The 21,538-nt window shown below is 65.5% G+C and carries 17 protein-coding genes and 1 pseudogene; 12 read left to right on the forward strand and 6 right to left on the reverse strand.

The features are described 5' to 3' along the window. Positions 1 to 39: 39 nt before the first annotated feature. Positions 40 to 2,487: an adenylate/guanylate cyclase domain-containing protein gene (locus P6U28_RS30725; RefSeq protein WP_129145673.1), complete on the forward strand. Its 2,448-nt coding sequence runs from the start codon at positions 40 to 42 to the stop codon at positions 2,485 to 2,487. A 314-nt stretch (positions 2,488 to 2,801) separates the two neighbouring features. Here P6U28_RS30725 and P6U28_RS30730 read toward each other — a convergent pair whose 3' ends face one another. Both P6U28_RS30730 and P6U28_RS30735 read right to left on the reverse strand, forming a co-directional pair. Next, complete coding sequence (locus P6U28_RS30730) at positions 2,802 to 4,094, reverse strand: Spy/CpxP family protein refolding chaperone (RefSeq protein WP_129145678.1); 1,293 nt, start codon at positions 4,092 to 4,094, stop codon at positions 2,802 to 2,804. Between the two features lie 178 nt (positions 4,095 to 4,272). Beyond that, positions 4,273 to 5,325, reverse strand: a complete 1,053-nt coding sequence (locus P6U28_RS30735) for a LysM peptidoglycan-binding domain-containing protein (RefSeq protein WP_407120418.1) — start codon at positions 5,323 to 5,325, stop codon at positions 4,273 to 4,275. Between the two features lie 181 nt (positions 5,326 to 5,506). On the opposite strand from P6U28_RS30735, the gene P6U28_RS30740 reads away from it, so the two are divergent. Together P6U28_RS30740 and P6U28_RS30745 are read left to right on the forward strand one after the other, a co-directional pair. Further along, the gene (locus tag P6U28_RS30740) at positions 5,507 to 5,836 is read left to right on the forward strand and encodes a hypothetical protein (RefSeq protein ID WP_407120419.1); all 330 of its coding nucleotides are present in this window, start codon (positions 5,507 to 5,509) and stop codon (positions 5,834 to 5,836) included. 205 nt (positions 5,837 to 6,041) lie between these two features. Next, the gene (locus tag P6U28_RS30745) at positions 6,042 to 6,401 is read left to right on the forward strand and encodes a hypothetical protein (protein WP_122400466.1); all 360 of its coding nucleotides are present in this window, start codon (positions 6,042 to 6,044) and stop codon (positions 6,399 to 6,401) included. A 30-nt stretch (positions 6,402 to 6,431) separates the two neighbouring features. Here P6U28_RS30745 and P6U28_RS30750 read toward each other — a convergent pair whose 3' ends face one another. Beyond that, on the reverse strand, positions 6,432 to 6,554 hold the full coding sequence (locus tag P6U28_RS30750) for a hypothetical protein (RefSeq protein ID WP_256375944.1): 123 nt from the start codon (positions 6,552 to 6,554) through the stop codon (positions 6,432 to 6,434). A gap of 157 nt (positions 6,555 to 6,711) precedes the next feature. Here P6U28_RS30750 and P6U28_RS30755 point away from each other — a divergent pair, with 157 nt between their 5' ends. The 5 genes from P6U28_RS30755 (at position 6,712) to P6U28_RS30775 (ending at position 10,979) form a co-directional block, all read left to right on the forward strand. Then, positions 6,712 to 7,131: a hypothetical protein gene (locus P6U28_RS30755; RefSeq protein WP_162500029.1), complete on the forward strand. Its 420-nt coding sequence runs from the start codon at positions 6,712 to 6,714 to the stop codon at positions 7,129 to 7,131. Between the two features lie 128 nt (positions 7,132 to 7,259). After that, positions 7,260 to 8,402, forward strand: a complete 1,143-nt coding sequence (locus P6U28_RS30760) for a lactonase family protein (RefSeq protein WP_164937192.1) — start codon at positions 7,260 to 7,262, stop codon at positions 8,400 to 8,402. A gap of 95 nt (positions 8,403 to 8,497) precedes the next feature. Further along, positions 8,498 to 8,644: a hypothetical protein gene (locus tag P6U28_RS30765; RefSeq protein ID WP_164937184.1), complete on the forward strand. Its 147-nt coding sequence runs from the start codon at positions 8,498 to 8,500 to the stop codon at positions 8,642 to 8,644. Positions 8,645 to 8,841: 197 nt separating this feature from the next. Beyond that, positions 8,842 to 9,735: an efflux RND transporter periplasmic adaptor subunit gene (locus P6U28_RS30770; RefSeq protein WP_164937189.1), complete on the forward strand. Its 894-nt coding sequence runs from the start codon at positions 8,842 to 8,844 to the stop codon at positions 9,733 to 9,735. Positions 9,736 to 9,857: 122 nt separating this feature from the next. Next, positions 9,858 to 10,979, forward strand: coding sequence for an ISAs1 family transposase (locus tag P6U28_RS30775; RefSeq protein ID WP_407120420.1), 1,122 nt, complete (start codon positions 9,858 to 9,860; stop codon positions 10,977 to 10,979). Positions 10,980 to 11,101: 122 nt separating this feature from the next. Here the strand turns inward: P6U28_RS30775 and P6U28_RS30780 are convergent, their stop codons facing one another. Further along, complete coding sequence (locus P6U28_RS30780) at positions 11,102 to 11,950, reverse strand: caspase family protein (RefSeq protein WP_122400462.1); 849 nt, start codon at positions 11,948 to 11,950, stop codon at positions 11,102 to 11,104. A gap of 421 nt (positions 11,951 to 12,371) precedes the next feature. Between P6U28_RS30780 and P6U28_RS30785 the strand changes: the two genes are divergently transcribed. The 4 genes from P6U28_RS30785 (at position 12,372) to P6U28_RS30800 (ending at position 18,793) form a co-directional block, all read left to right on the forward strand. Continuing rightward, entirely contained in the window at positions 12,372 to 14,099 is a 1,728-nt protein-coding gene (locus tag P6U28_RS30785) for a hypothetical protein (RefSeq protein WP_129146412.1), read from the forward strand. Between the two features lie 296 nt (positions 14,100 to 14,395). Further along, on the forward strand, positions 14,396 to 15,118 hold the full coding sequence (locus P6U28_RS30790; protein WP_129146413.1) for a thermonuclease family protein: 723 nt from the start codon (positions 14,396 to 14,398) through the stop codon (positions 15,116 to 15,118). A 186-nt stretch (positions 15,119 to 15,304) separates the two neighbouring features. Next, positions 15,305 to 16,492: a pyridoxal-phosphate-dependent aminotransferase family protein gene (locus tag P6U28_RS30795; protein WP_407120421.1), complete on the forward strand. Its 1,188-nt coding sequence runs from the start codon at positions 15,305 to 15,307 to the stop codon at positions 16,490 to 16,492. A 198-nt stretch (positions 16,493 to 16,690) separates the two neighbouring features. Then, on the forward strand, positions 16,691 to 18,793 hold the full coding sequence (locus tag P6U28_RS30800; protein WP_129146414.1) for a S9 family peptidase: 2,103 nt from the start codon (positions 16,691 to 16,693) through the stop codon (positions 18,791 to 18,793). A 72-nt stretch (positions 18,794 to 18,865) separates the two neighbouring features. On the opposite strand, the pseudogene P6U28_RS30805 reads toward P6U28_RS30800, so the two are convergent. Together P6U28_RS30805 and araD are read right to left on the reverse strand one after the other, a co-directional pair. Beyond that, positions 18,866 to 19,584, reverse strand: a pseudogene (locus tag P6U28_RS30805) (ribonuclease activity regulator RraA). A gap of 96 nt (positions 19,585 to 19,680) precedes the next feature. After that, complete coding sequence (gene araD, locus P6U28_RS30810; protein ID WP_129146380.1) at positions 19,681 to 21,420, reverse strand: L-arabinonate dehydratase; 1,740 nt, start codon at positions 21,418 to 21,420, stop codon at positions 19,681 to 19,683. Positions 21,421 to 21,538 lie beyond the last annotated feature (118 nt).

Raw genomic sequence — 21,538 nt, forward strand, 5'->3', positions numbered from 1 at the left:
CGCAGCGCGCAGCGTCAGTGGCGGCGCGAGAGGATCGGGATGGCAGGAGCGAACGACAAGACACGATCTCTGCGCGAGGGTCTGTTCGCCAAATACGTCGTCTCCCTCGTCGGCCTCGTCGTGTTCGTCCTCGCCGTCAACGGCGCGATGGAGACCTGGATCTCCTACCGCGCCACCAGGACACAGCTGACCAACGGGCTGGAGGACAAGGCGCAAGGAGCCGCCCGGCGCATCGAGCAGTCGATCTCCGAGCTCGAGCGCCAGATCAGCTGGGTGACGCGCGCGAGCCAGGACACGCTGGAGAAACGCCGCGCCGATTACGCCTCGCTGCTGCACCAGGTCTCGGTCGTCAACCAGCTGTTCCAGCTCAACGGCGACGGCCGCGAGGTGCTGCGCGTCTCCAGGCAGTCGACCACGACCGGCGCCAATGCCGACCTCTCCCGCGACGTGCGCTTCACCGACGCCGTCACCCGCGGCGTCAGCTATGCCTCGGCCTGGTTCGCCGACGGGACGCCGCTGATGTCGATCTCGGTGGCGCATTCCGGCTTCAATGCCGGCGTCACCGTGGCCGAGATCGATCTCAGCTTCCTCTCCGACTTCCTGTCCGACGCCCAGGTCGGCAAGGCAGCCTTCGCCTATGTCGTCGATCCGCGCGGCCGGGTGCTGGCGACATCGTCGAAAGGTCCCGAAATCGGCAAGGACCTTTCCAAGCTGCCGCAGGTTGCGGCCGCGATCGCGCCCGGCCACGAGCCCGACACATCGGGCACCGATTTCAACGGCCAAGCCGTGATGAGCGCCGCGAGCATGGTGCCGAAGCTCGGCTGGAGCGTGCTGTTCGAGCAGCCGACCACGCAGGCCTTGATGCCGATCCGCGACCAGCTGGTGCGCATCGCGCTTCTGATCGGCATGGGGCTGTTGGTCGCGATCCTCGCCGGTACGCTGCTCGCCCGCCGCATGATCATCCCGATCACGGCGCTGCGCGATGGCGCGCACAAGCTCGGCGAAGGCGATTTCAGCCACCGCATCGACGTGCACACCTCCGACGAGCTCGAAGACCTCGCCGGGCAGTTCAACCGCATGGCCGACCAGATCCAGGAGACCTATTCGAACCTGGAGACCAAGGTCGAGGAGCGCACCCGCGATCTCGCGCAGTCGATCCACGAGCTCAAGGTGCTGGAGGAGGTCGGCCGTGCGGTGGCCTCCTCGCTCGATCTCAAGGCCGTGCTTGCGACCATCGCCGCCCGCGCGATCGAGATCACCCATGCCGACGCGGTGCTGATCTACGGCTTCGACGCCGAGGCGCGATGTTTCGACCTGGTCGAAGCCAACGGCATCGACAAATCCGCCGAGGGCGCGCATGTCACCGTCGCGCAGGGCGAGAACATCCTGAGCGATGCCGCCGCGAGCGGCGAGCCGATCGCGCTTGCCGAGCTCGGCGAGGCCGCCGAGCAGCCGCTGCGCGAGGTCGCACTCGCGGCCGGCTTCCAATCGGTGCTGGTGGTGCCGCTGATCGACCAGCAGGGCACGCTGGGCTCGCTGGTGGTGCTGCGCCGCGCCGGCGGCGAGTTCGCCGGCAGCATCATCGGCCTGATGCGCACCTTCGCCAACCAGGCCGTGCTGGCGATGCGCAATGCGCACCTGTTCACCGAGGTCGATCACAAGAGCCACGCGCTGGAGGCCGCGAACGAGACCGTGCGCGCCCAGGCCGACAAGCTCAAGCAGCAGACCGAGCAGCTCAAGGACTGGAACAAGTCGCTGGAGGCGCGCGTCAAGACGCAGCTCGGCGAGATCGAGCGCATCCGCAAGCTCGAGCGTTTCCTGGCGCCGCAGGTGGCGCAGCTGATCGCCTCCTCCGACAGCCCGGAAGGACTGCTCACCAGCCAGCGCCGCGAGGTCACGGTGGTGTTCTGCGATTTGCGCGGCTTCACCGCGTTCACGGAAACGACGGAGCCGGAGGAGGCGATGAACGTGCTGCGCGAATATCACGCCGCGCTCGGCCAGCTGATCTTCAAATATGAGGGCACGCTCGACAAATATGCCGGCGACGGCGTGATGGTGCTGTTCAACGCGCCGATCCAGTTCGAGGACCACACCAAGCGCGCGGTGAGGATGGCGGTGGAGATGCGCGATACCATCGGCCCGCTGACCGAGCGCTGGCGCAACCGCGGGCATAGCCTGGGGTTCGGCATCGGCATCGCGCTCGGCTACGCCACGCTCGGCCAGGTCGGCTTCGAGCAGCGGCTGGAATATGCCGCGATCGGCAGCGTCACCAACCTCGCCTCCCGTCTCTGCGGCGAAGCCAAGGCGGGCCAGATCGTGGTGAGCCGCCGCGTCTACGGCATGGTCGAACCATGGGTCGAGGCCCGCGCCCTCGACGACCTCCAGCTCAAGGGCTTCAATCACCCCGTGCTGGCGATGGAGATTTTGAATTGGCGCGAGGAGGTGGAGAACGTGGTGGATGCGGCGGCGGTGCGGCGGAGAGGGTAGCCAAAGCAAAAATTGCGAAAACAACCCCATGCACAGTAGGCGGGAGCTGGAAGATCAATGGGTTACCCGAGCATCAAAGTCGGACGGTGACGACGGTCTGGGCTGGCCGGTGCTTTGACACGTCGGGCAAAACACTGGCATGATGGCATCATCGAGAGTTCAGGCCAGTGCAAACGCATCGAACGGGCGCGACCGCTGACATCGGCAGCGTGACGCGCACCCAAGGCGCAGCTTTACGGCCGCTGCGGTGATTGGGCGGCGACAACGCGCAGCTCGACTTCAGGGAGATGAAGTTCGACTGGGCGTGCGGGTCCTCACACCTCCCGCTTCGGCCCGATCGCCTCGAACGCCGCCTTCTGCTCGTCGCTTAGATCCGCCTCGAAATCGTCGAGCGCATCAGTGACGCCGTTCACCGCTTCCAGCATCGTCGCCAGCCGCGCCTTCACGGCGGCGAGGCGGGCTTGCGCGGTTGCGGCGGGCTCTGTCGGGCAGGCGCTGAGCGTCTGCATGGTGCGCAGCGTGGTGTCCTGCAGCACTTCGAGGCGGGCGCGCGCGATCTCGTCGAGGTGGAGCGTGGAGGCAATCTCGGCGGCGGGCCATTGCTGCTGGACGAGTTGCTCGTATTGGCGCTGCGCGTTTTCGTCAGAAAGGGGATCGTAGTCCGCCTGGCAGGCCTTGGCCGCCTGCGCGTCCTTGGTCGCGTTCTTGCTCGCGTCCTTGCTCGCGTCCTTGGGCCGGTGGGACGCCAGCGCGGCGCGACGCTCATTGGCGAGGGCGTTGAGCCTGGTTTTCTTGTCGTCATCGAGCAGGCCGACGAATTTCGTCAGCGGCGCTTCAATTGCGTCCGTCGCCTTGATCATGGCCTCGAGTCGCTCGCGCATCAGGCCGAGGCGCTCGGAGGCATTCGCAGGAGCCTGCGCCGGGCAGGCCGCGCGGATGGTGTCGCGCGCCGCATTCCAGGCGGATGCGAGCTCGTCGAGCGCGGTGCGCTGCAGCTCGTTCGGCTGAACGGCGCTCGCGATCCGGTCGACCGGCAGGCCACCGGTGTCGCTGGCCTCGCAGAGGGTTTCCGCGGACGGGATTCTTCGCGCGCGCCGGCCTTGCGGCACGGTGTAGGCGGCAAGCTCGGGCGCGGCATAGGGCGTGAAGAGTGCGGCATAGATGTCGCCGTAGCCGTAGAGCGAGAGGCTGGTCGCATCGCCGAAGATGATTGCGGTGGTGAGATCGTCATGCGCGAACGGCCAGAACACCGGGCCGACCCAGCCGTAGCTGCCGTCGGGATGGCGCCACCAGCCCTGCGGCCGCCGGCCGCCTTGCCAGCCCGCCAGCGCAGCCTGCGCCGTGAGGGCCGCACGCAGGACGTAAGGATTGGATAGCTGGCCGCGCTCGGCTCCGCGCGGGTCTTGCGACCTCAGCGCGGCGGAGCGGTAGCGGCCACCGCGCACGGCCATGCGGGAATGGCGCAGCCGCGACAGGCCCATCATGTGGCCGACGGCGAAACGCGCAACCCCGAGCGGACCGCCACGCAACCCGAACTGCGCCTCGGCCCTGCCAGGCAGCAACACTGCCGCAATCACGAGAGCTGCGCCGGCCAGCGCCAAGCCCATGCGCCTCGAAATGATCGCTGACCTGACCGCCGACTTGACCAATCTGGCCACGTCTTGGCACTCCCTCCCACACCAAGCGCGCAATGCGTCGCATCACAATGACGCGCGAGGGAACCGATTGTTCCGCGGCGATGCAGGGCAAAGCGTCGCAACGCTCACCGGCCATGCCGGCGCGGGGTCACTGCGGCTTTTGCGGCAGCACGAACGTCTGCCCGGGATAGATCAAATCGGGGTTGTGGATCTTGTCGCGGTTGGCCTTGAAGATCACCCCGTAGCGGGCGCCGTCGCCGTAAGCGAGCCGGCTGAGCGCCCACAGGCTGTCGCCGCGGGCGATAACGCGGCTGCCGCCTGCTTCCGCCGGTGCGGTGGTGAGCACCTCCGCCGGCGAGGCCGATGCGACCGCCGTCGCCGCCGGCGCATGCGCGAAGGCCTTGGGCTTCGGCGCGCCGATCAACCTCGGCCGGGCCGCTTGCCTGTAAGGCACTGAAGCCAGGTGCGGCGAGGCCGATGGCAGCGCGGCCACGACATCCGGCTTGTCGTCGGTCTTCTCGGCCTGCTTGGTCTCCTGCCGCGCATCCTGCTTCGCGGCCGGCGCGGGCGGCGGCGCCGCCTCGGCGATGGTCACCGGCATGGTCCGGCCGGATTCCGTCACCGTGCCGTCAAGCGCCTTGGCCCGGAGCGTCAGTTCATAGGAACCGGCAGGAAGCTGCGGCGGAGTCATCACGAACTGGCCCGAAGCGTCGGCGACCACGGCATCGAGCGGCTTGCCGTCGCGCAGCAGCTCGACCCTTGCACCCGGCGTGGCGCGGCCCGCAATCACTGCCGCCTCGCCATGACTGTCGATGCGGGCGACGTCGAACCGAGGCCCGGCATCCGCAACCGCCGGCGCCGGCTTGACCGGCGCGAAATCGCCGAGCGCGGCCGTGACCTGCTTCTGGGTTTCGCCCAGCGCGCCCGCCTTCGGCTCCGCGGCCGGTGCAGGCGGCGCGCTGGCGGCAAGCTTTGGCTGGTTCGCCTTCTGCTCTGGTTTGGACTCGTCCGCTCCGGGCTCCACCTTGAGCTCGACTTTGGTCTCGGGCTTGGCGTCGGGCTTGGCTTCGGGCTTGGCGGCGACGATGGTCGTCGTCCCGGCCGGCAGCAGGCGGCGCAGCTCGGTCGGGCCGATCACCAGCGCGGTGCCGACCAGCGCCAGCAGACAAAAGGCAATGAAGGCCTTGGATGCCGTGATCATCTGAAAAGGACCTTGAGTGGCAAATCAGCCGAGGTCGGCAAAGTGCGCCGATTTGGCTGCGGCAGCAAGACGGTCGATGGGATTATGCCTCCATCCCGGCGCGTCCGGAATGACCCGGCGAGGTCCCCTCGGCGTCAAATGCGCGAGGCCGCACCGCGGCTATATTTTTAAGGAATTTCCTGTGACCGATTTTTTTCGCACCGCGCCACGGCTGGCGCTTGCTCTGACACTCGCCGCTCCTGCCGCACTGGCCGCCTCCGGCCCGCCGCCTGGTTACATACCTATCGCCATCTGCACGGCGAACGCGGTGAAGCGGAGACTGACTGCTGTCGGACTGTTCGACGCGAGATGGATGATCGACTGCACGATCCTTGCGCCAAGAGATCAAAACGCCAGAGGGTCCGTAACATCTGTTCTTGATATCATGATCGCGATCGCCAACAAGCCGCCGAAGATCGGTAGACATGCAATTCGCGTGAGCCCGCGCGAGACGCTGCATGAAGGGCGATAGTCCGGAATTGTCCGGCGCCTTTCCCCGCGCCACCGTTCACCGTCACCGCGAGAATAGGATCGAACCTCCGAGTTCGTGGTTATCGACTCGCTGAGACGGCCGGGAACTCCGGCCGGCGGGCACCTGTCAACATTGCATCACGCGCAACGCAGGCGGCTTTTCGCCGGGGTCGTGGCGCGCGCGTGCGAGAAGCGAGCGAGGTGACATGGCGGTCTTGTCTTTCAGAACGATCCCTCTCGTGGTGGTTGCAGCCGTCATCGGGCTCTCCGCGGAGGCCCGCGACGACGGGCGCTACGCCAACTCTCCCCTCAAGGGCTGGTTCGAGAGCCTGCACAGCAAGGGCGGCGGCCCCTGTTGTGCCGACGCCGACGGCACTGCGCTGGCCGATGTCGACTGGGAGACGCGGGACGGACATTACCGGGTACGGCTTCTCGGCAATTGGGTCAATGTGCCCGACGACACTGTCATCACCGAGCCCAACCGCGCCGGGCGCACCATGGTCTGGCCTTATTACGTCAACGGCCGTCCCATGATCCGCTGCTTCATGCCCGGCAGCATGATCTGAACCGCGACGAGCTCCGCGGGATCGGGAAGCTCACATCGAACGTCGGGCCGCACGCACTTCGGCGAATTCGGCGTCGGGGTGGCTGACGATGGTGGCGACCATGATGCCGCTGATGATCAGCGACCAGGCGGTGTCCCAATAGATCCAAAACACGAGCCAGCCTCCCTTTTCTCGCTTTCACTCTCTTTCGCGCCCGCCGCACCGGGCTAACCGCATCGCGATGCCGGCGTTTCCAGCGCGAGCCCGGCCCGACGACGCGCGGACGGGCCGGGCGCTATTTCTGTTTGGTCGGTGGCGGTGTCCGATCGGTTTGGCCGGTGTGGCGCTTTGCCACGACGTCCTCGTCGTGCTCGCCCTGGTGCGGCCGCGGCGCAAGCTTGGGCTGACCGGCTTGACCGCCATGCTTGCCGCCCATGTCGGGCTTTCCTTCGAGATCGTTTTCGCGGGGCATGCGGTTCAATGCGTTCGCACGGCATTGGTTCGCAACAGGATCGGCCGTTTTCGCACTGTGAACGAACTCATAGAACCGCCCATCTTTGCAGTGCACGATGGAGCTGGCGCCCTGGTGCATCGCGATTTCTACCGACGGATTGGCCTGATGCGAAAACGACTGATCGTCTGGACCATCATGACCGCCACCCTGGTTGCAGTCACCGTGTGGACCATGCTCGGGCCGCCGGACCGCCCGTCCAGCCCGCATCTGCCCTCCCGCACGGCGGCGGTGCGTTAACTCATCATCCTGCGACCGATACCATTTCGGCATCGATCGATCCCAATTGGAATTTGGTGCGGCGGCGCGCCTCCCGCTATCCTCGCGGCAAAAGGACGATGCCGCGAGCCGGCTTTCAGGAGGAGCCCATATTGAGACCGATCCGACGCATCGCATCGCGCGCACCACGCGCTGCGATCGCCATCTCCCTGTTCGCTTCTCTCATTGTCATTTCTGGAGTCCGTGCCGGCATGGCCGAAACCTTCGCCTATGTCGGCAACGCCGACAGCAACGACATCAGCGTGTTCAAGATGAGCGAGAGCGGCGAGATGATACCGGTGCAGACGGCCGCCTTCAAAGGCGTCGAAAAGCCCGGCTCCTCGACGCCGCTCGCGATCACACCCGATCACCGCGTGATGATTGCCGGCGTCCGCTCGCAGCCATACCTCGCGGTGAGCTTTGCGATCGACCCGAAGACTGGCCAGCTCAGCCATCTCGGCAACGGACCGCTCGCGGACAGCATGGCCCATATCGCCGTCGACCGCAGCGGCAAGTTCCTGTTCAGCGCCTCCTATGGCGGCAACAAGGTGGCGCTGAATCCGCTTCTTGCCAGCGGCGTCGTCGGCGAGCCCAAGCAGGTGATCCCGACCGGGCTGAACGCCCACGCCTTCCTGCCCTCGCCCGACAACCGCTTCGCGTTCGCGACCAATCTCGGCTCCGACCAGGTGTTGAGCTTCGCCTTCGATGCCGCGGCCGGTACGCTCACGCCGAGCGATCCGCCGGCCCACAAGGTGGCGGAAAAGTCGGGGCCGCGGCACTTCGTGTTTCACCCGGGCGGCAAGTTCGTCTATCTCCTCCACGAGCTGAACGGCGATGTCGCGGCATTCACCTATGAAGCGCGGAGCGGCGCATGGGACGAGATCCAGCGCACCACCGCGCTGCCGGAAGGGTTCTCCGGAAAAGAGTCTGATAAGAAGGCTTGGGCCGCCGACATCCACATCACGCCGGACGGCCGCTTCCTCTACGCCTCCGAGCGCACCACCAGCACGCTCACCGCCTACAAGGTCGATGCATCAAGCGGCAAGCTGACCACGATCGGCAGCGTGCCGACCGAGAAGCAGCCGCGTGGCTTCCAGATCGATCCAAGCGGGCGCTACCTCGCTGCGGTCGGCGAGCTCTCGGACGGCATGACGGTCTATGCCATCGACCAGAGCAGCGGCGCACTGGCCAGGCTGAAATCCTACCCCACCGGCAAGAAGCCGAACTGGGTCGAATTCCTGAGCCTGCCGTGAGGGGCCGCGGCGACGGACCTACGTAAACATCCGTAATTTCGCAGCGTCCGCCTTCGGGCCATATCAGCGGGCATGGACCGACAGATCGTCTTCAAATGCCTCAGACCGACCTGAACGTGCAGCATCGGCTTACTGATGAGCCGGACGATCGCACCCACGTGTCCGTATCCTGTCCGGCCTGCACGCGGCTGCATCTGATCGATCGGACCACCGGCAAGCTGCTGGGCGATCGGCGCGGCTGACGGTCAACGCCGGCCTGCGGCGTGACGTCTTCGGGGCGAACCTCTTCTCCAATCCTGCGACTAATCAAGGACTTGTAATCAAGGACTTGCCGCGACTGCCTGCGGCGGCGCGGCATCCTCTCTCGGGACCACGCGGCCGTAGTGCGGGCGGCGGCCATCTGCTATCGATTGGAGGCATAGCCCCTGTGGAATTTCCGATGCGTCATTTGTCCCGTGCCGTCGTTCGAAACCTGTACCCCGCAGCCGTCGCCGGCGTGCTCGTCTTCAGTCCCTATCCGGCCGGCGCGGCCGATGACGATGCGCCCAAGGGACCCGCGGTCACGGTGCTGAAAGTCGCGAAATCCTGCTTCTCCGACATCGTCGAAGCCACCGGCACGATCATCGCGCGGGAGGAAACCTCGGTGCGGCCCGAGCGTCCCGGCCTCAAGGTCACGGACGTGCTGGCGGAAGCGGGCGACACCACCACCGCCGGCCAGGTGCTGGCGCGGCTGGCGCTGCCCGAAGGCGGCACGCTTCAGGTCACCGCGCCCGTGGCGGGCGTGATCGCGACCTCGACTGCGCAGATCGGCAACTTCGCCTCGGCCAAGGGCGAGGCGCTATTCACGATCGTGGCGCGCAGCGAATACGATCTCGTCGGCCTCGTGGCCACCACCGATGTGCGCAAGCTCGCCGTCAATCAACAGGCCACCGTGAGGATCGCGGGCGCCGGCGACATCAGCGGCAAGGTGCGCCGGATCGGCCCGACCGTCGAGCCGAACATCCAGCAGGGCATGGTCTATATCGGCATCTCCTCGCAGAAGCGGCTGCTCCTGAACGCGAGCGGGCGGGCGCTGATCAAGACCGGGCAAAGCTGCAACGTCGCGGTGCCGCTCACCGCCGTGCAATATTCATCCGCCGGCACCGTGGTGCAGGTGATCCGCCGCAACCGCGTCGAGACCAAGCGTGTCGAGATCGGCTTGATGTCGGGCGGCAATATCGAGGTTCGCGACGGCCTGAACGAAGGCGATGTCGTCGTCGCCCGCGCCGGCGCATTGCTGCGCGAAGGCGATCCGGTGCGTCCGGTGATGGCGAGCGCGGAAGCAGCGAAGTAGCAGCCGCGATCCTTCACCCTCCCCTGGAGGGGTAGGGGAATCGCATATGGTGCTGGCAGGGTGTTGCCAAGCGGATGGAACTGGATTCTTTGGGTGTCTCTCGATTCCAGAGGGAGACCTGAATGCGCAAGCTCAAGCGCCTGTTTCGACCGCTCAAGGACCCGCGCGCCAGCAACACCCGACATGATCTTGTGGAGATCCTCGTCATCGCCTTGGCGGCGACGCTGGCTGGCGCCAAGACCTGCACCGAGTTCGAGTTCTTTGGCCAAGGCCGCGAGGAGCTGTTGCGGCGCTTCCTGGAGCTCAGGCACGGCATCCCGAGCCACGATACGTTCAGCAATGTCTTCCGTGCGCTGGACCCGAAGGGGCTTGAAGCGGTTTTGCGCAAGTTCAGCAAGAGCTTCGGCATCAAGGGGGTGGTCAGCATCGACGGCAAGGCGCTGCGCGGGGCCTACACGCGGGGCCGGCAGGCCACGCCGCTGCATATGGTCAATGTCTGGGCCGCAGGCACTCGCATGGCATTGGCCCAGAGAAAGGCTCCCAACCGCAACGAGGTTGCCGGGGCTCTCGAAGTCCTCGCCCTGCTCGATCTGGATGGAGCTCTTGTCACCGCCGATGCCTTGCATTGCCGGCCCGATACCGCGCAGGCCATCCGCGACCGGAAGGGGCACTACGTGTTGGCCATCAAGAGCAATCGTGGCCGGCTGTTCAAGACCGTCAAGACGCTGGTCGACACAGTCCGAAAGCCCGCGCGAGCGAGTCAACGAAGAGCCACCGCCCACGGCCGCGTCGAACGCCGACAGGCCATCGTCGCGCCGGCTCCTCAGTTGGCGAAACAATACGACTTCCCCGCTATCGCCGCAGTCGGTCGCATCGACAGTTGGCGCGCCAACTCTGGCAAGGCTGTCAAACACACGGTCCGATACTTCCTCGCCTCGCGCTTGCTGTCGGCCAAAAAGCTGCTCGAGGTCGTGCGTGCCCACTGGAGCATCGAGAACAACCTGCACTGGGTCCTCGACGTCCTGTTCGACGAGGATGCCTGCCGCAGCCGCAAGGATCACGCCGCCGAAAATCTCGCCCTCATCCGCAAGCTGGCCATCAATACCCTGCAGGCAACGCCCGGTCCTGCCCGCATCAGCCACAAAATGCTCCAAGCCAGATGGAATAATGACTTCCTTCTCTCCGCCCTCGCCATCTGCGATAACCCTACCTGGAGGGGGAGGGTCGCTTCGCATGAAGCGTAGCGAAATGCGAAGCGGGGTGGGGTGACAGTCTATCCATTGAAGCGGTGCCCGAGTGGAGAGATCACCCCACCCCGCTCGCGCTTCGCGCGATCGACCCTCCCCCTCCAGGGGAGGGTAAGAAACTAACCGCCGGCTTCGCCGAAATGGACGTCTTCGAGCAACGATGACGACACGGTCGGGACCTGGTCGCCTTCTGAGGCGCGGGAGATGGCGAGGCGGGTCTTGTTGAAGATGCTCTCGGCGCTGCCCGGCTTGCTGAGATTGTTGAGGAACTCGCTGACCAGCACGCTGTGCTCGCCCTTGCCGTCATCGACGACCTTGCCGGGCGAGGCGGAGGTGAGGATCAGCGCATTGTCGGACGCGCTGATCGGCGCGAGGCCGTGGCTGTAGGAGCGGAAGCGGCGCTCGTAAGGGTTACGCCGGGAGGCGTCGACCACGACGAGCTTGGCCTTGGCGCCCTGCTCCTTCATCATCTCGAGCACGCCGTCGATGGAGACGCCATGGCGGCGGACGTCGCTTTCCTTCCAGATCACGGCATCGACCGGCAGCATGTAGCTCTCGCGTCCCGCTTGCACGCCGTAGCCGCCGAAGAACAGCATGACGACGCTGTCGTGCGTGATCCGGGACTTCAGGCGGCCCACGGCGCGGACCATGTCGTCCTTGGTCGCGTCTTCCACCATGTCGACGTCAAAGCCGTTCTTGCGCAGGGACGAGGATAGCGCCCGGGCGTCGTTGATGGACTGCGTCAGCGGCGCGTTGGCGTCGGGATAATGTCCATTGCCGATGACGAGCGCGAGACGCGAGCTCTGGCCGATCGAACCGGTGATCTGTTCGGTGGTCACAGCCTTGGCGGCATCGATCGCACGCATGTTGAGAGCAGCATGGGCGCCGATCGCGAGCGACACCGTGCCGACGAGGGCTGCGGCGAGGGCGATCGTACGTCGGGAAAGGTCGAGCTGCTTTACATTCATCTCGGTTCGTTTCCTGTGCCAAAGTCCAGCCAAGCGCGCGCACACTGTTTGAGTAGCGCGATAGCGGCTTTGGGTTTGAGGGATTGGCCGGGGAAGTGCCCCCGAATTGCGCGCAATTTGCGGCGCCGCACCAAACAAACCCTTAACCGCATATAGGCCCTGGGGCAATAGATTGCTCAAAATTTGAGCTAAGCGTCTGAATATATTGGTTAATCCTCCAGACCAAGTTCATGCATTCTTGGCTCCCCCGTAGCCTTCCGGACGCTCCTCATGCAGCCTTCGTGCCGGCCCTTTCTGTGACGCCTATCACATTTGTATTTTCCGCGAATCCGGGTAGCCTTTTCAACGACTTGCAGGGGGTGGTGTGCGAACGGCTGCGCGCTCGCCGGCCCCGGCCGGGCCCCCCGCGACCAGGTATTTCATGAGCTTTCATTATTTTGCCGGCGCCGCCTGCCGGGCGCTGACGGCGCGGAAGGACGGCCCCTCACTTTACGACGTCTGCGATCCCGTATTGTCCGATGCGGCCGGTGGCGATCCTCATCTGGCCAAATTCTACCAGACCGCACTTGGCAATCCCGCGCTGCGGATACTGCTCCGCCGCGCCGGCCTGCCCGAGCTGCGCGACGAAGCCAAGCTGAGCCGGCTGCGCGAGGCGCTCACCCGCGCCCGCGACGAGGTCGAGCCAGACTGGGCGGCGGTCGGACGGCCGATCGCCGATCTCGTCGACAGCATCGCGCTCGACCATCCCAAGCCGCCGCCGGTGCCGTTCAACGCCGCCCTGCCGCAGGGCGCACAGATCGACGGCGCGATCCGCGACTGCGCGCAGCATCTGCTCGGCTCGTACCGCCGCAATGGTTTCCTGCCGACCTATGCCGCCTTCAACCTGATCGGCGACCCCGATTTTCGCGGACGTGAGCTGATCATGGCGCTCACGGGGCTGAACGCACGCGGGTACAAGAATTCCTCGCTGCTGTTCAACCTCGCCCGCGTCTTCATCGCGCGCTCGCCCGCGCGCGCCGTGGTCAATCCGCCCTGGAAAGGCATTGCCGAGCCGATGTGGGAGCCGGTGCAGATCCGCCACCGCTCCGCCTATTACGACGCGTTCTTCATCGAGGCGCTGCTGAGTTATGTCGAGACCGGGCTCGCCTCGCCGGCCGACAAGATCGCGGCAGAGCGCGCCATCGCAGACATGGTCGATTTCTGCGTCAACATCAGCCGCGAGGAGGTCGAGGGCATCGATGGCGCGCGCTTCAACGTCATCACCGCGCTGGCGCCGGCGCCGCATCCACGGTTCTCCCGCTACTTCGCGCAAATCAAGCAGGATCTCGGCTTCGGAATCTACGTGCCGGATTGCGACACCACGGCCTGCTCGATCTCCGCGGCGACGCAGGCCGGCTGCACCGATCCCATCATCGACCAGCCGCTCCTGGATTTCTACTCGGGCTATCAGGTGCGCGCCGGCGTCAACACGCCGCGCGTGACCGTGCCGCTCAACGACAATATCGACTATGAGGGCGGGGTTGCGACCTGGATCGACAATCTCGCGGGCGAGCGCCCTTACGGCAACGACCTCGATCCGACGCTCAATCTCGACATTCTCGAGGTCAGCTTTCGCAACCTCGCACGCTGGAAGATCCTGGAGACGCCGGCGCGGCTCGCAACCGTGCATCGGATCATCGGCTTCCAGAAGCGCCTGGCGGCGAGCGGCGCCTTCGCCAATCCGCGCTCGCATATCTATTATTTGCCGGAACTCTACAGCGCCTATTTCGGCCGCTGCTATGCCGCCTTCCTGGCACTGCCGCTGTCGGCACAGGCGGCGATCGATCCCGGCGGCGATTTCGATTTCATCCGCCACCGCGTGCTGTCCTACGTCAAGGGCGAGCTGATGGCCGCCGAGATGAACGTGTTCGACGCCGCGCTGGCGCTGATCGCGCTCGGCCATCTCGGCGCCGACCCGCGCTCCTTCGCGCCCGCCTTGAACGTCATCATCGCGAGCCTCGGCGAAGGCGGCCGCCGCGGCCCGTTCCGCGCCTATGAATGGAATAAGATGAAGACGCCGACGCGGATTCTGGTGGGCGGACCGGAGGTGACCTCGGCGTTCGTGCTGATGGCACTGGCAGCGGCGAAAAGGGCGATGGCGCGGGGGTGATGTGTCCTTCCTCCCCTGGAGGGGGAGGGTCGATCGCGCGTAGCGCGAGCGGGGTGGGGTGACGGTCTCTCCGCGACGAACAGTGCCCGAGTGGAGAGATCACCCCACCCCGTCATGCAATCTCGCTTCGCTCGATAGCATGCCGACCCTCCCCTCCAGGGACCCTCCAGGGGAGGGTAAGAAGCCGACAATGACGGGAAGTTGAAAGTCCTCCTGTCAGGCAAACGCTGGCCGAGCGGCCAAAAGCCGACCACAATTGCGCCGTCTATCGAGATTTTCATCACACCCGGACAGGCATGTTACGAAGATTCCTGATTGCGCTTGCTTTCCTCGCCCCCTCGCTCGCGCACGCTGCCGATATCACCGGCACGGCAAAGGTCCGCGCCGGCGATGCCGTGGTGATCGGCAACACGCGCATCCGGCTCGGCGGCATCGACGCGCCCTCAGTCGATCAGCTCTGTCTCAACACCAAGAGCGAGCGCTGGACCTGCGGCGTCGCGGCCCGCGACGAGCTCGCCAAATACGCCGAGGGCAAGACCTGGGTCTGCCACACCCGCGCGATCGACCGGCGCGGGCGCACCGTGGCTCGCTGCGAGGTCGGCGGCGAGGACATCCAGAAATGGCTGGTGCGCAGCGGCTGGGCACTGGCTTACACCCACATGTCGCGGGATTATGAGGCGGATGAAAAGGCCGCGCGCGAGGCCAAGGCCGGGATGTGGCAGGGCGCCTTCATCGCGCCCTGGGACTGGCGCGTCCGCAACAAGAAGACCGCCATCCTCGGGGCCACCGCGCCGCCGGAGGGAGCGCATGCGGTGCTGCTCGCGTCGGCCTCGGGGCCGGTCGCGCCCTCGCCGGACTGCACCATCAAGGGCAATGTGAACAGCGCCGGCGAATGCATCTATCACCAGCCGACCAGCCGCTGGTACGCCCAGATCAAGATGAAGATCAGCAAGGGCACCCGCTGGTTCTGCTCGGTCGAGGAGGCGGAGGCCGCCGGCTGCCGCGAGACGAAGCGATAGAGCATGGTCCGGACCCGAAGGGCCGCGTTGGCGCAAAGTGTGAAGCGGCTTTCCGACGAGACCATGCTCAAAGCAAAAAACCACGCCAGACCTGCGTTTTACGCGCTTTTCTCACACGCCGCCGCCGCGTAAAGGTATGATTCAGCGACCCACCATCCTGTTCTCAAGCAACAAGGACCGACAGCAATGACCGTTCGCGCGGGCCGGGAGTTTCTGGCCATCCCCGGGCCCACCACGATGCCCGACGAGGTGCTGCGGGCGATGCACCGTCCGGCGATCGACATCTACTCCAAGCAGATGCTCGAGCTGACAGAGAGCCTGCTCAGCGACATCTCGAAACTGTTTGCGACCAAGGGCAAATCCTACATCTACATCGCCAACGGTCACGGCGCCTGGGAAGCGGCGCTGAGCAACGTACTGTCGCGCGGCGACAAGGTGCTGGTGCTGGAAAGCGGGCGCTTTGCGATCGGCTGGGGCAATGCGGCGGCGCTGATGGGTGCCGAGGTCGAGGTGCTCAAGGGCGACTGGCGCCGCGCGGTGCGGCCGCACGAGGTCGAGGAACGCCTGCGCCGCGACAAGGAGCACAAGATCAAGGCCGTCGTCGTCGTCCAGGTCGACACGGCCAGCGGCGTGCAGAACGATATCGAGGCGATCGGCAAGGCGATCAAGGCGAGCGGCCATCCCGCGCTCTACATGGTCGACACCGTCGCCTCGCTCGGCTGCATGCCGTTCGAGATGGACAAATGGGGCGTCGACGTCGCGATGTCCGGCTCGCAGAAGGGCCTGATGACGCCGCCAGGTCTCGGCTTCGTCGCCGCCAACGCGCGCGCGCTCGAGGTGCACAAGAAGGCCAACATGTCGACGCCCTATTGGAGCTGGAGCGAGCGCGAGGGCACCGAGAATTATCGCAAATATGCCGGCACCGCGCCGGTGCATCTGTTGTTCGCGCTGCGCCAGGCGATCGACCTGCTATACGAGGAAGGGCTTGAAAGCGCCTTCCGCCGCCACAGCCTGCTCGGCGAAGCTGCGCGCCGCGCGGTCTCCGTCTGGTCGGAAGGCCAGGTGCTCGGCTTCAACGTGGCCGAGGCCAGCGAGCGCTCCAACACCGTGACCACGGTCACCATGAGCAACGGCCATGACCCGGCCGTGCTGCAACGCTATTGCAAGGACAAATGCGGTGTCGTGCTCGGCACCGGCATCGGCGATCTCTCGGGACAAGCCTTCCGCATCGCCCATATGGGCCACGTCAACGCGCCGATGCTGCTCGGCACGCTCGGTGTGATCGAGGTCGGGCTGAACGCGCTGAGTATCCCGCACGGCAAGGGCGGGCTCGAGGCGGCGGTGTCGTATCTCGGCGAAGAGGTGGCGGCGTAGCTTCATCCCTGCCCGCTTGCGGCAGCGCGATCGCATCTATCGAGAGTCGCGGACAGCTCGCCCACAGCGCATGCTTCGAGGCGCCCGCCGATGGCGGGCCCTCAGGTCGGAGCGGGAGCGCGAGGCAGCAGCCTTCTTTAAATTCCCCACATTCGATCTGATATAGAGGCAAGACACATCCCAGCTCCGAGGATCGACTTGCCCAACACCGCCAGCAAGACCCCGCCCGTCGCCCCGCGCCGGCCGCATTCATTCACCCGGCACGGCATCACCGTGACCGACGACTATGCCTGGCTGAAGGACGAGAAATGGCAGGAGGTGCTGCGCGATCCCAAGGTGCTCGATCCCGACATCCGCAAATATCTGGATGAGGAGAACGGCTACACCGAGAGCCTGCTCGGCCATACCGCGGCGCTGCAGAAGACGCTGGTGGGCGAGATGCGGGGGCGGATCAAGGAGGACGATTCCAGCGTGCCGTCGCCGGACGGGCCCTTTGCCTATTTTCGCCGGTTTCGCGAGGGCGGGCAGCACGAGCTGTTCGGCCGCATGCCACGCGACGGCGGCGAGGGCGAGATCGTGCTCGATGGCGATGCGCTCGCCAAGGACCACAAATATTTCAAGTTCGGCGGCAGCCGCCACTCGTACGATCACAAGCTGCAGGCCTGGAGCGCGGACACAAAAGGTTCGGAGTATTTTTCGATCCGCGTGCGTGACTGGGCGACGGGAAAAGATCTCGACGATCTCGTCGAAGAGACCGACGGCGGCGTGGTCTGGGCCGCGGACTGCAAGAGCTTCTTCTATGTGAAGCTCGATGACAATCATCGGCCGATGCAGGTGTGGCGGCACAGGCTCGGCACCAAGCAGGCCGACGATACGCTGGTCTATGAGGAGCAGGATGCCGGCTGGTTCACCCATCTGCACGAGAGCACCAGCGGCCGCTTCTGCGTCATCGCCGGCGGCGATCACGAGACGAGCGAGCAGCGGCTGATCGATCTCGCCAAGCCCGAAGCGCCGCCGCGCCTCGTCGCAGCGCGCGAGGAAGGCGTGCAATATTCGATCGCCGACCGCGGCGACGAACTGTTCATCCTCACCAATGCCGACGATGCCATCGAGTTCAAGATCGTCACCGCGCCGCTCAGCTCACCCGAGCGCAAGAACTGGCGCGATCTGATCCCATATCGCCCCGGCATCTACATCATCGACCTCGATCTCTATGCCGGCCATCTGGTGCGGCTCGAGCGCGCGCATGCGCTGCCGGCGATCGTGATCCGCGATCTCGCTGGCGGGGAAGAGCACGCCATCGCTTTCGACGAGGCCGCCTATTCGCTCGACACGATGGGCTCTTACGAATTCGAGACGACGAATTTGCGATTTACCTATTCGTCGATGACGACGCCATCGGAGGTCTACGACTACGACATGGCGAGACGAACGCGCGTGCTGCGCAAGCGGCAGGAGATTCCGTCAGGCCACAACGTTGCCGACTACGTCACCACGCGCATCATGGCGAAGGCGCATGACGGCGCCGAGGTGCCGGTCTCGATCCTCCATCGCCGCGGGATCGAGCTCGACGGCTCGGCACCGCTGCTGCTCTACGGCTACGGCTCCTACGGCATGGCGATGCCGGCCTCGTTCAGCGCCAACCGCCTGTCGCTGGTGGACCGCGGCTTCGTCTACGCCATCGCCCATATCCGCGGGGGCGCCGACAAGGGCTGGAGCTGGTATCTCGACGGCAAGCGCGAGAAGAAGACGAACAGCTTCGACGATTTTGCCGCGAGCGCGCGAGCTCTGATCGAGGCGAAATATACCAGTGCCAGGCGGATCGTCGGCCATGGCGGATCGGCCGGCGGCATGCTGATGGGTGCGGTCGCCAACCGCGCCGGCGAATTGTTCGCCGGCATCGTTGCCGAGGTCCCGTTCGTCGACGTGCTCAACACCATGCTCGACGACACGCTGCCGCTGACGCCGCCGGAATGGCCGGAATGGGGCAACCCGATCGAAAGCGAGAAGGATTTTCGCACCATCCTGTCCTACTCGCCCTACGACAATGTCGCGGCAAAGGACTATCCGGCGATCCTGGCAATGGGCGGGCTGACCGATCCGCGCGTCACCTACTGGGAGCCAGCGAAATGGATCGCGCGCCTGCGCGCCACCATGACCGGCGGCGGCCCGGTTCTCCTGCGCACCAATATGGGCGCCGGCCACGGCGGCGCCTCGGGACGGTTCGAGCGGCTCGACGAGGTCGCGATCGTGTACGCGTTCGCGCTGTGGGCAGTGGGGATGGCGGCGGCTGGGGTGTAGCCACACCCACCGCCGTCGTCCCGGCCAGTGCGCAATTGCGCGCGGGGGGCCGGAACTAGAGCAGTGCGGGCCTTAGCGACCGTTCTTCTTCCGCCATTCCGCGAAATCGGTGAGCGTTTGCGGATCAGTGGCGGGATAGAGACCAAAAATGCCGCGGCCCTTGCCGACCTCCTCGGTGACGAAATCCTCGAACGCAGTCATCTCAAAAGTTTCGTTCGCGATCTCATCGGCGAGGTGCGCGGGAATCACGATCACGCGTCGGCATCGCCGAGGATGACGTCGCCGGGGAACACCGGCGCATCGCCGCAGCCGATCGGGACGTTGATCTCGATCGCCTGGTGCAGCGTCAGATTGGTCGGCGCGCTGGGACGATGGTGATAGGCGGGGATGCCGAGCTTGGCGATCTCGGCGGAGTCGCGAAAGCCGCCATCGGTGACGACGCCGGCGACGCCACGCTTCATCAGCCGTGTGACGAGGATCGCACCGGCCGAGGCCGCCCGCGCGTCCTTGCGGCTGTCCATCACCAGCACGGCACCCGGCGGGCAATCCTCGACCGCCTTGCGCTGCGGATGGGAACGATCCCTGAAGACGTCCATGGTGTTGAGGTCCTCGCGCGCCGGCATGTAGCGCAACGTGAAGGCCTCGCCGACCATGGTCGGCTGGCCCGCGCCGACGGGATGCACATCCTGGATCATCTGGATGCGCAGGCCGCGCTTGAACAAGGCGGTGGCGACCGTGGCGGTGGAAACGGATTTGAGCTTGTTGCGGGTGGCTTCGCTGAGTTTTGTCATTTGTATATCCTCATCTGTCATTCCGGGGCACTCGCGTTAGCGAGTGAACCCGGAATCTCGAGCTTCCGGGTTCGCTTCGCGCTCCGGAACGACGCATCAATAAATCGACGGCTCGCCGATCGGCGCGCCGAAACCGGTCTCGAGGAAATCGAAGTCGCAGCCGTCATTGGCCTGCTTGATGTGTTTTGTGAACATCCAGCCATAGCCGCGCTCGAATCGGCGCTCGGGCTGCTTCCAGGCGGCGCGGCGTTTTGCCAGCTCGGCTTCGGGGACATCGAGATTGATGGTGCGTGCGGCAACGTCCAGCATGATGCGGTCGCCGTTCTGCACCAGCGCCAGCGGGCCGCCGATATAGGATTCGGGCGAGACGTGCAGGATGCAAGCGCCGTAGCTGGTGCCGCTCATGCGCGCGTCCGAGATGCGCACCATGTCGCGCACGCCCTGCTTCACCAGCTTGGTCGGGATCGGCAGCATGCCCCATTCCGGCATGCCCGGCCCGCCCTGCGGCCCCGCATTGCGCAGGATGAGGATGTGATCCTCGGTGACATCGAGATTGGGATCGTCGACTGCCTTCTTCATCGAGGGATAATCGTCGAACACCAGCGCGGGGCCGGTATGCTTGAGGAAGCGCGGCGCGCAGGCGGAGGGCTTGATGACGCAGCCGCCGGGCGCGAGATTGCCCTTGAGCACGGCGAGCGCGCCTTCCTTATAGATGGGATTGTCGACGGAGCGGATCACGTCGGCATTATGCACCTCGGCGCCCTCGATGTTCTCGCCCAGCGTCTTTCCGGTGACGGTGATGCAGTCGAGATGCAGATGCGGCTTGATCTGGCCCATCAGCGCCGGCAGGCCGCCGGCATAGAAGAAATCTTCCATCAAATACGTAGCGCCGCTGGGACGGACGTTGGCGATAACGGGCACCTTGCGGCTGGCCTTCTCGAAATCGTCGAGGCCGATGTCCTGGCCGGCGCGGCGGGCCTGCGCGATCAGATGGATGATCGCATTGGTGGAGCATCCCATCGCCATCGCCACCGCAATCGCGTTCTCGAACGCCTTGCGGGTCTGGATCACCTTCGGCGTCAGATCCTCCCAGACCATCTCGACGATGCGGCGACCGCATTCACTGGCCATGCGGATGTGGTTGGCGTCGGCAGCCGGAATCGAGGAAGCGCCGGGCAGCGTCATGCCGATCGCCTCGGCAATCGCGGTCATGGTGGAAGCCGTGCCCATGGTCATGCAGGTGCCATAGCTGCGGGCGATGCCGGCCTCGATATCGAGCCAGTCCTTCTCAGAAATCTTTCCGGCACGGCGCTCGTCCCAGTATTTCCAGCCATCGGAGCCGGAGCCGAGCGTCTTGCCCTTCCAATTGCCGCGCAGCATCGGGCCGGCCGGCAGATAGATCGCCGGGACGTTCATCGAGGTCGCGCCGAGCAGCAGTGCCGGCGTGGTCTTGTCGCAGCCGCCCATCAGCACAACGCCGTCGACGGGATGGCTGCGCAAGAGTTCCTCCGCGTCCATCGCCAGCAGATTGCGATAGAGCATGGTGGTCGGCTTCAGCAGCGATTCCGACAGCGACAGCGCAGGCAATTCCAGCGGCAGGCCGCCGGCCATCAGAATGCCGCGCTTGACGTCGTCGACACGCGACTTGAAGTGCATGTGGCAGGGCTGTGCGTCCGACCAGGTGTTGAGGATCGCGATGATCGGGCGGTCCTTCCACTCCTCGGGCGCGTAGCCCATCTGCATCGCGCGGGAGCGGTGGCCGAACGAGCGGAGATCGTCGGGCGCGAACCAGCGCGCGCTGCGGAGCTGGTCGGGTGTCTTTTTCTTGTTTGTCATTTTGTTTCTTGTCTGTCCGGAGGATTCGCCCTGCTCTTCTCACAGGCTGTCCATCGCCGGCAAGGCGCCGAGCAGGACAAAGGCGAGCCTCTGATATGCACTCAGGCGTGCATACCCG

The sequence above is a fragment of the Bradyrhizobium sp. STM 3561 genome (assembly GCF_045571455.1).
GTDB classification, from domain to species: domain Bacteria; phylum Pseudomonadota; class Alphaproteobacteria; order Rhizobiales; family Xanthobacteraceae; genus Bradyrhizobium; species Bradyrhizobium vignae.

Bases quoted from the DNA above. Each gene is read 5' to 3' on its own strand.
- P6U28_RS30725 (WP_129145673.1), top strand. From the start codon at position 40: ATGGCAGGAGCGAACGACAAGACACGATCTCTGCGCGAGGGTCTGTTC.
- P6U28_RS30730 (WP_129145678.1), bottom strand. From the start codon at position 4,094: ATGGGCTTGGCGCTGGCCGGCGCAGCTCTCGTGATTGCGGCAGTGTTG.
- P6U28_RS30735 (WP_407120418.1), bottom strand. From the start codon at position 5,325: ATGATCACGGCATCCAAGGCCTTCATTGCCTTTTGTCTGCTGGCGCTG.
- P6U28_RS30745 (WP_122400466.1), top strand. From the start codon at position 6,042: ATGGCGGTCTTGTCTTTCAGAACGATCCCTCTCGTGGTGGTTGCAGCC.
- P6U28_RS30765 (WP_164937184.1), top strand. From the start codon at position 8,498: ATGCCTCAGACCGACCTGAACGTGCAGCATCGGCTTACTGATGAGCCG.
- P6U28_RS30770 (WP_164937189.1), top strand. From the start codon at position 8,842: ATGCGTCATTTGTCCCGTGCCGTCGTTCGAAACCTGTACCCCGCAGCC.
- P6U28_RS30775 (WP_407120420.1), top strand. From the start codon at position 9,858: ATGCGCAAGCTCAAGCGCCTGTTTCGACCGCTCAAGGACCCGCGCGCC.
- P6U28_RS30780 (WP_122400462.1), bottom strand. From the start codon at position 11,950: ATGAATGTAAAGCAGCTCGACCTTTCCCGACGTACGATCGCCCTCGCC.
- P6U28_RS30785 (WP_129146412.1), top strand. From the start codon at position 12,372: ATGAGCTTTCATTATTTTGCCGGCGCCGCCTGCCGGGCGCTGACGGCG.
- P6U28_RS30790 (WP_129146413.1), top strand. From the start codon at position 14,396: ATGTTACGAAGATTCCTGATTGCGCTTGCTTTCCTCGCCCCCTCGCTC.
- P6U28_RS30795 (WP_407120421.1), top strand. From the start codon at position 15,305: ATGACCGTTCGCGCGGGCCGGGAGTTTCTGGCCATCCCCGGGCCCACC.
- araD (WP_129146380.1), bottom strand. From the start codon at position 21,420: ATGACAAACAAGAAAAAGACACCCGACCAGCTCCGCAGCGCGCGCTGG.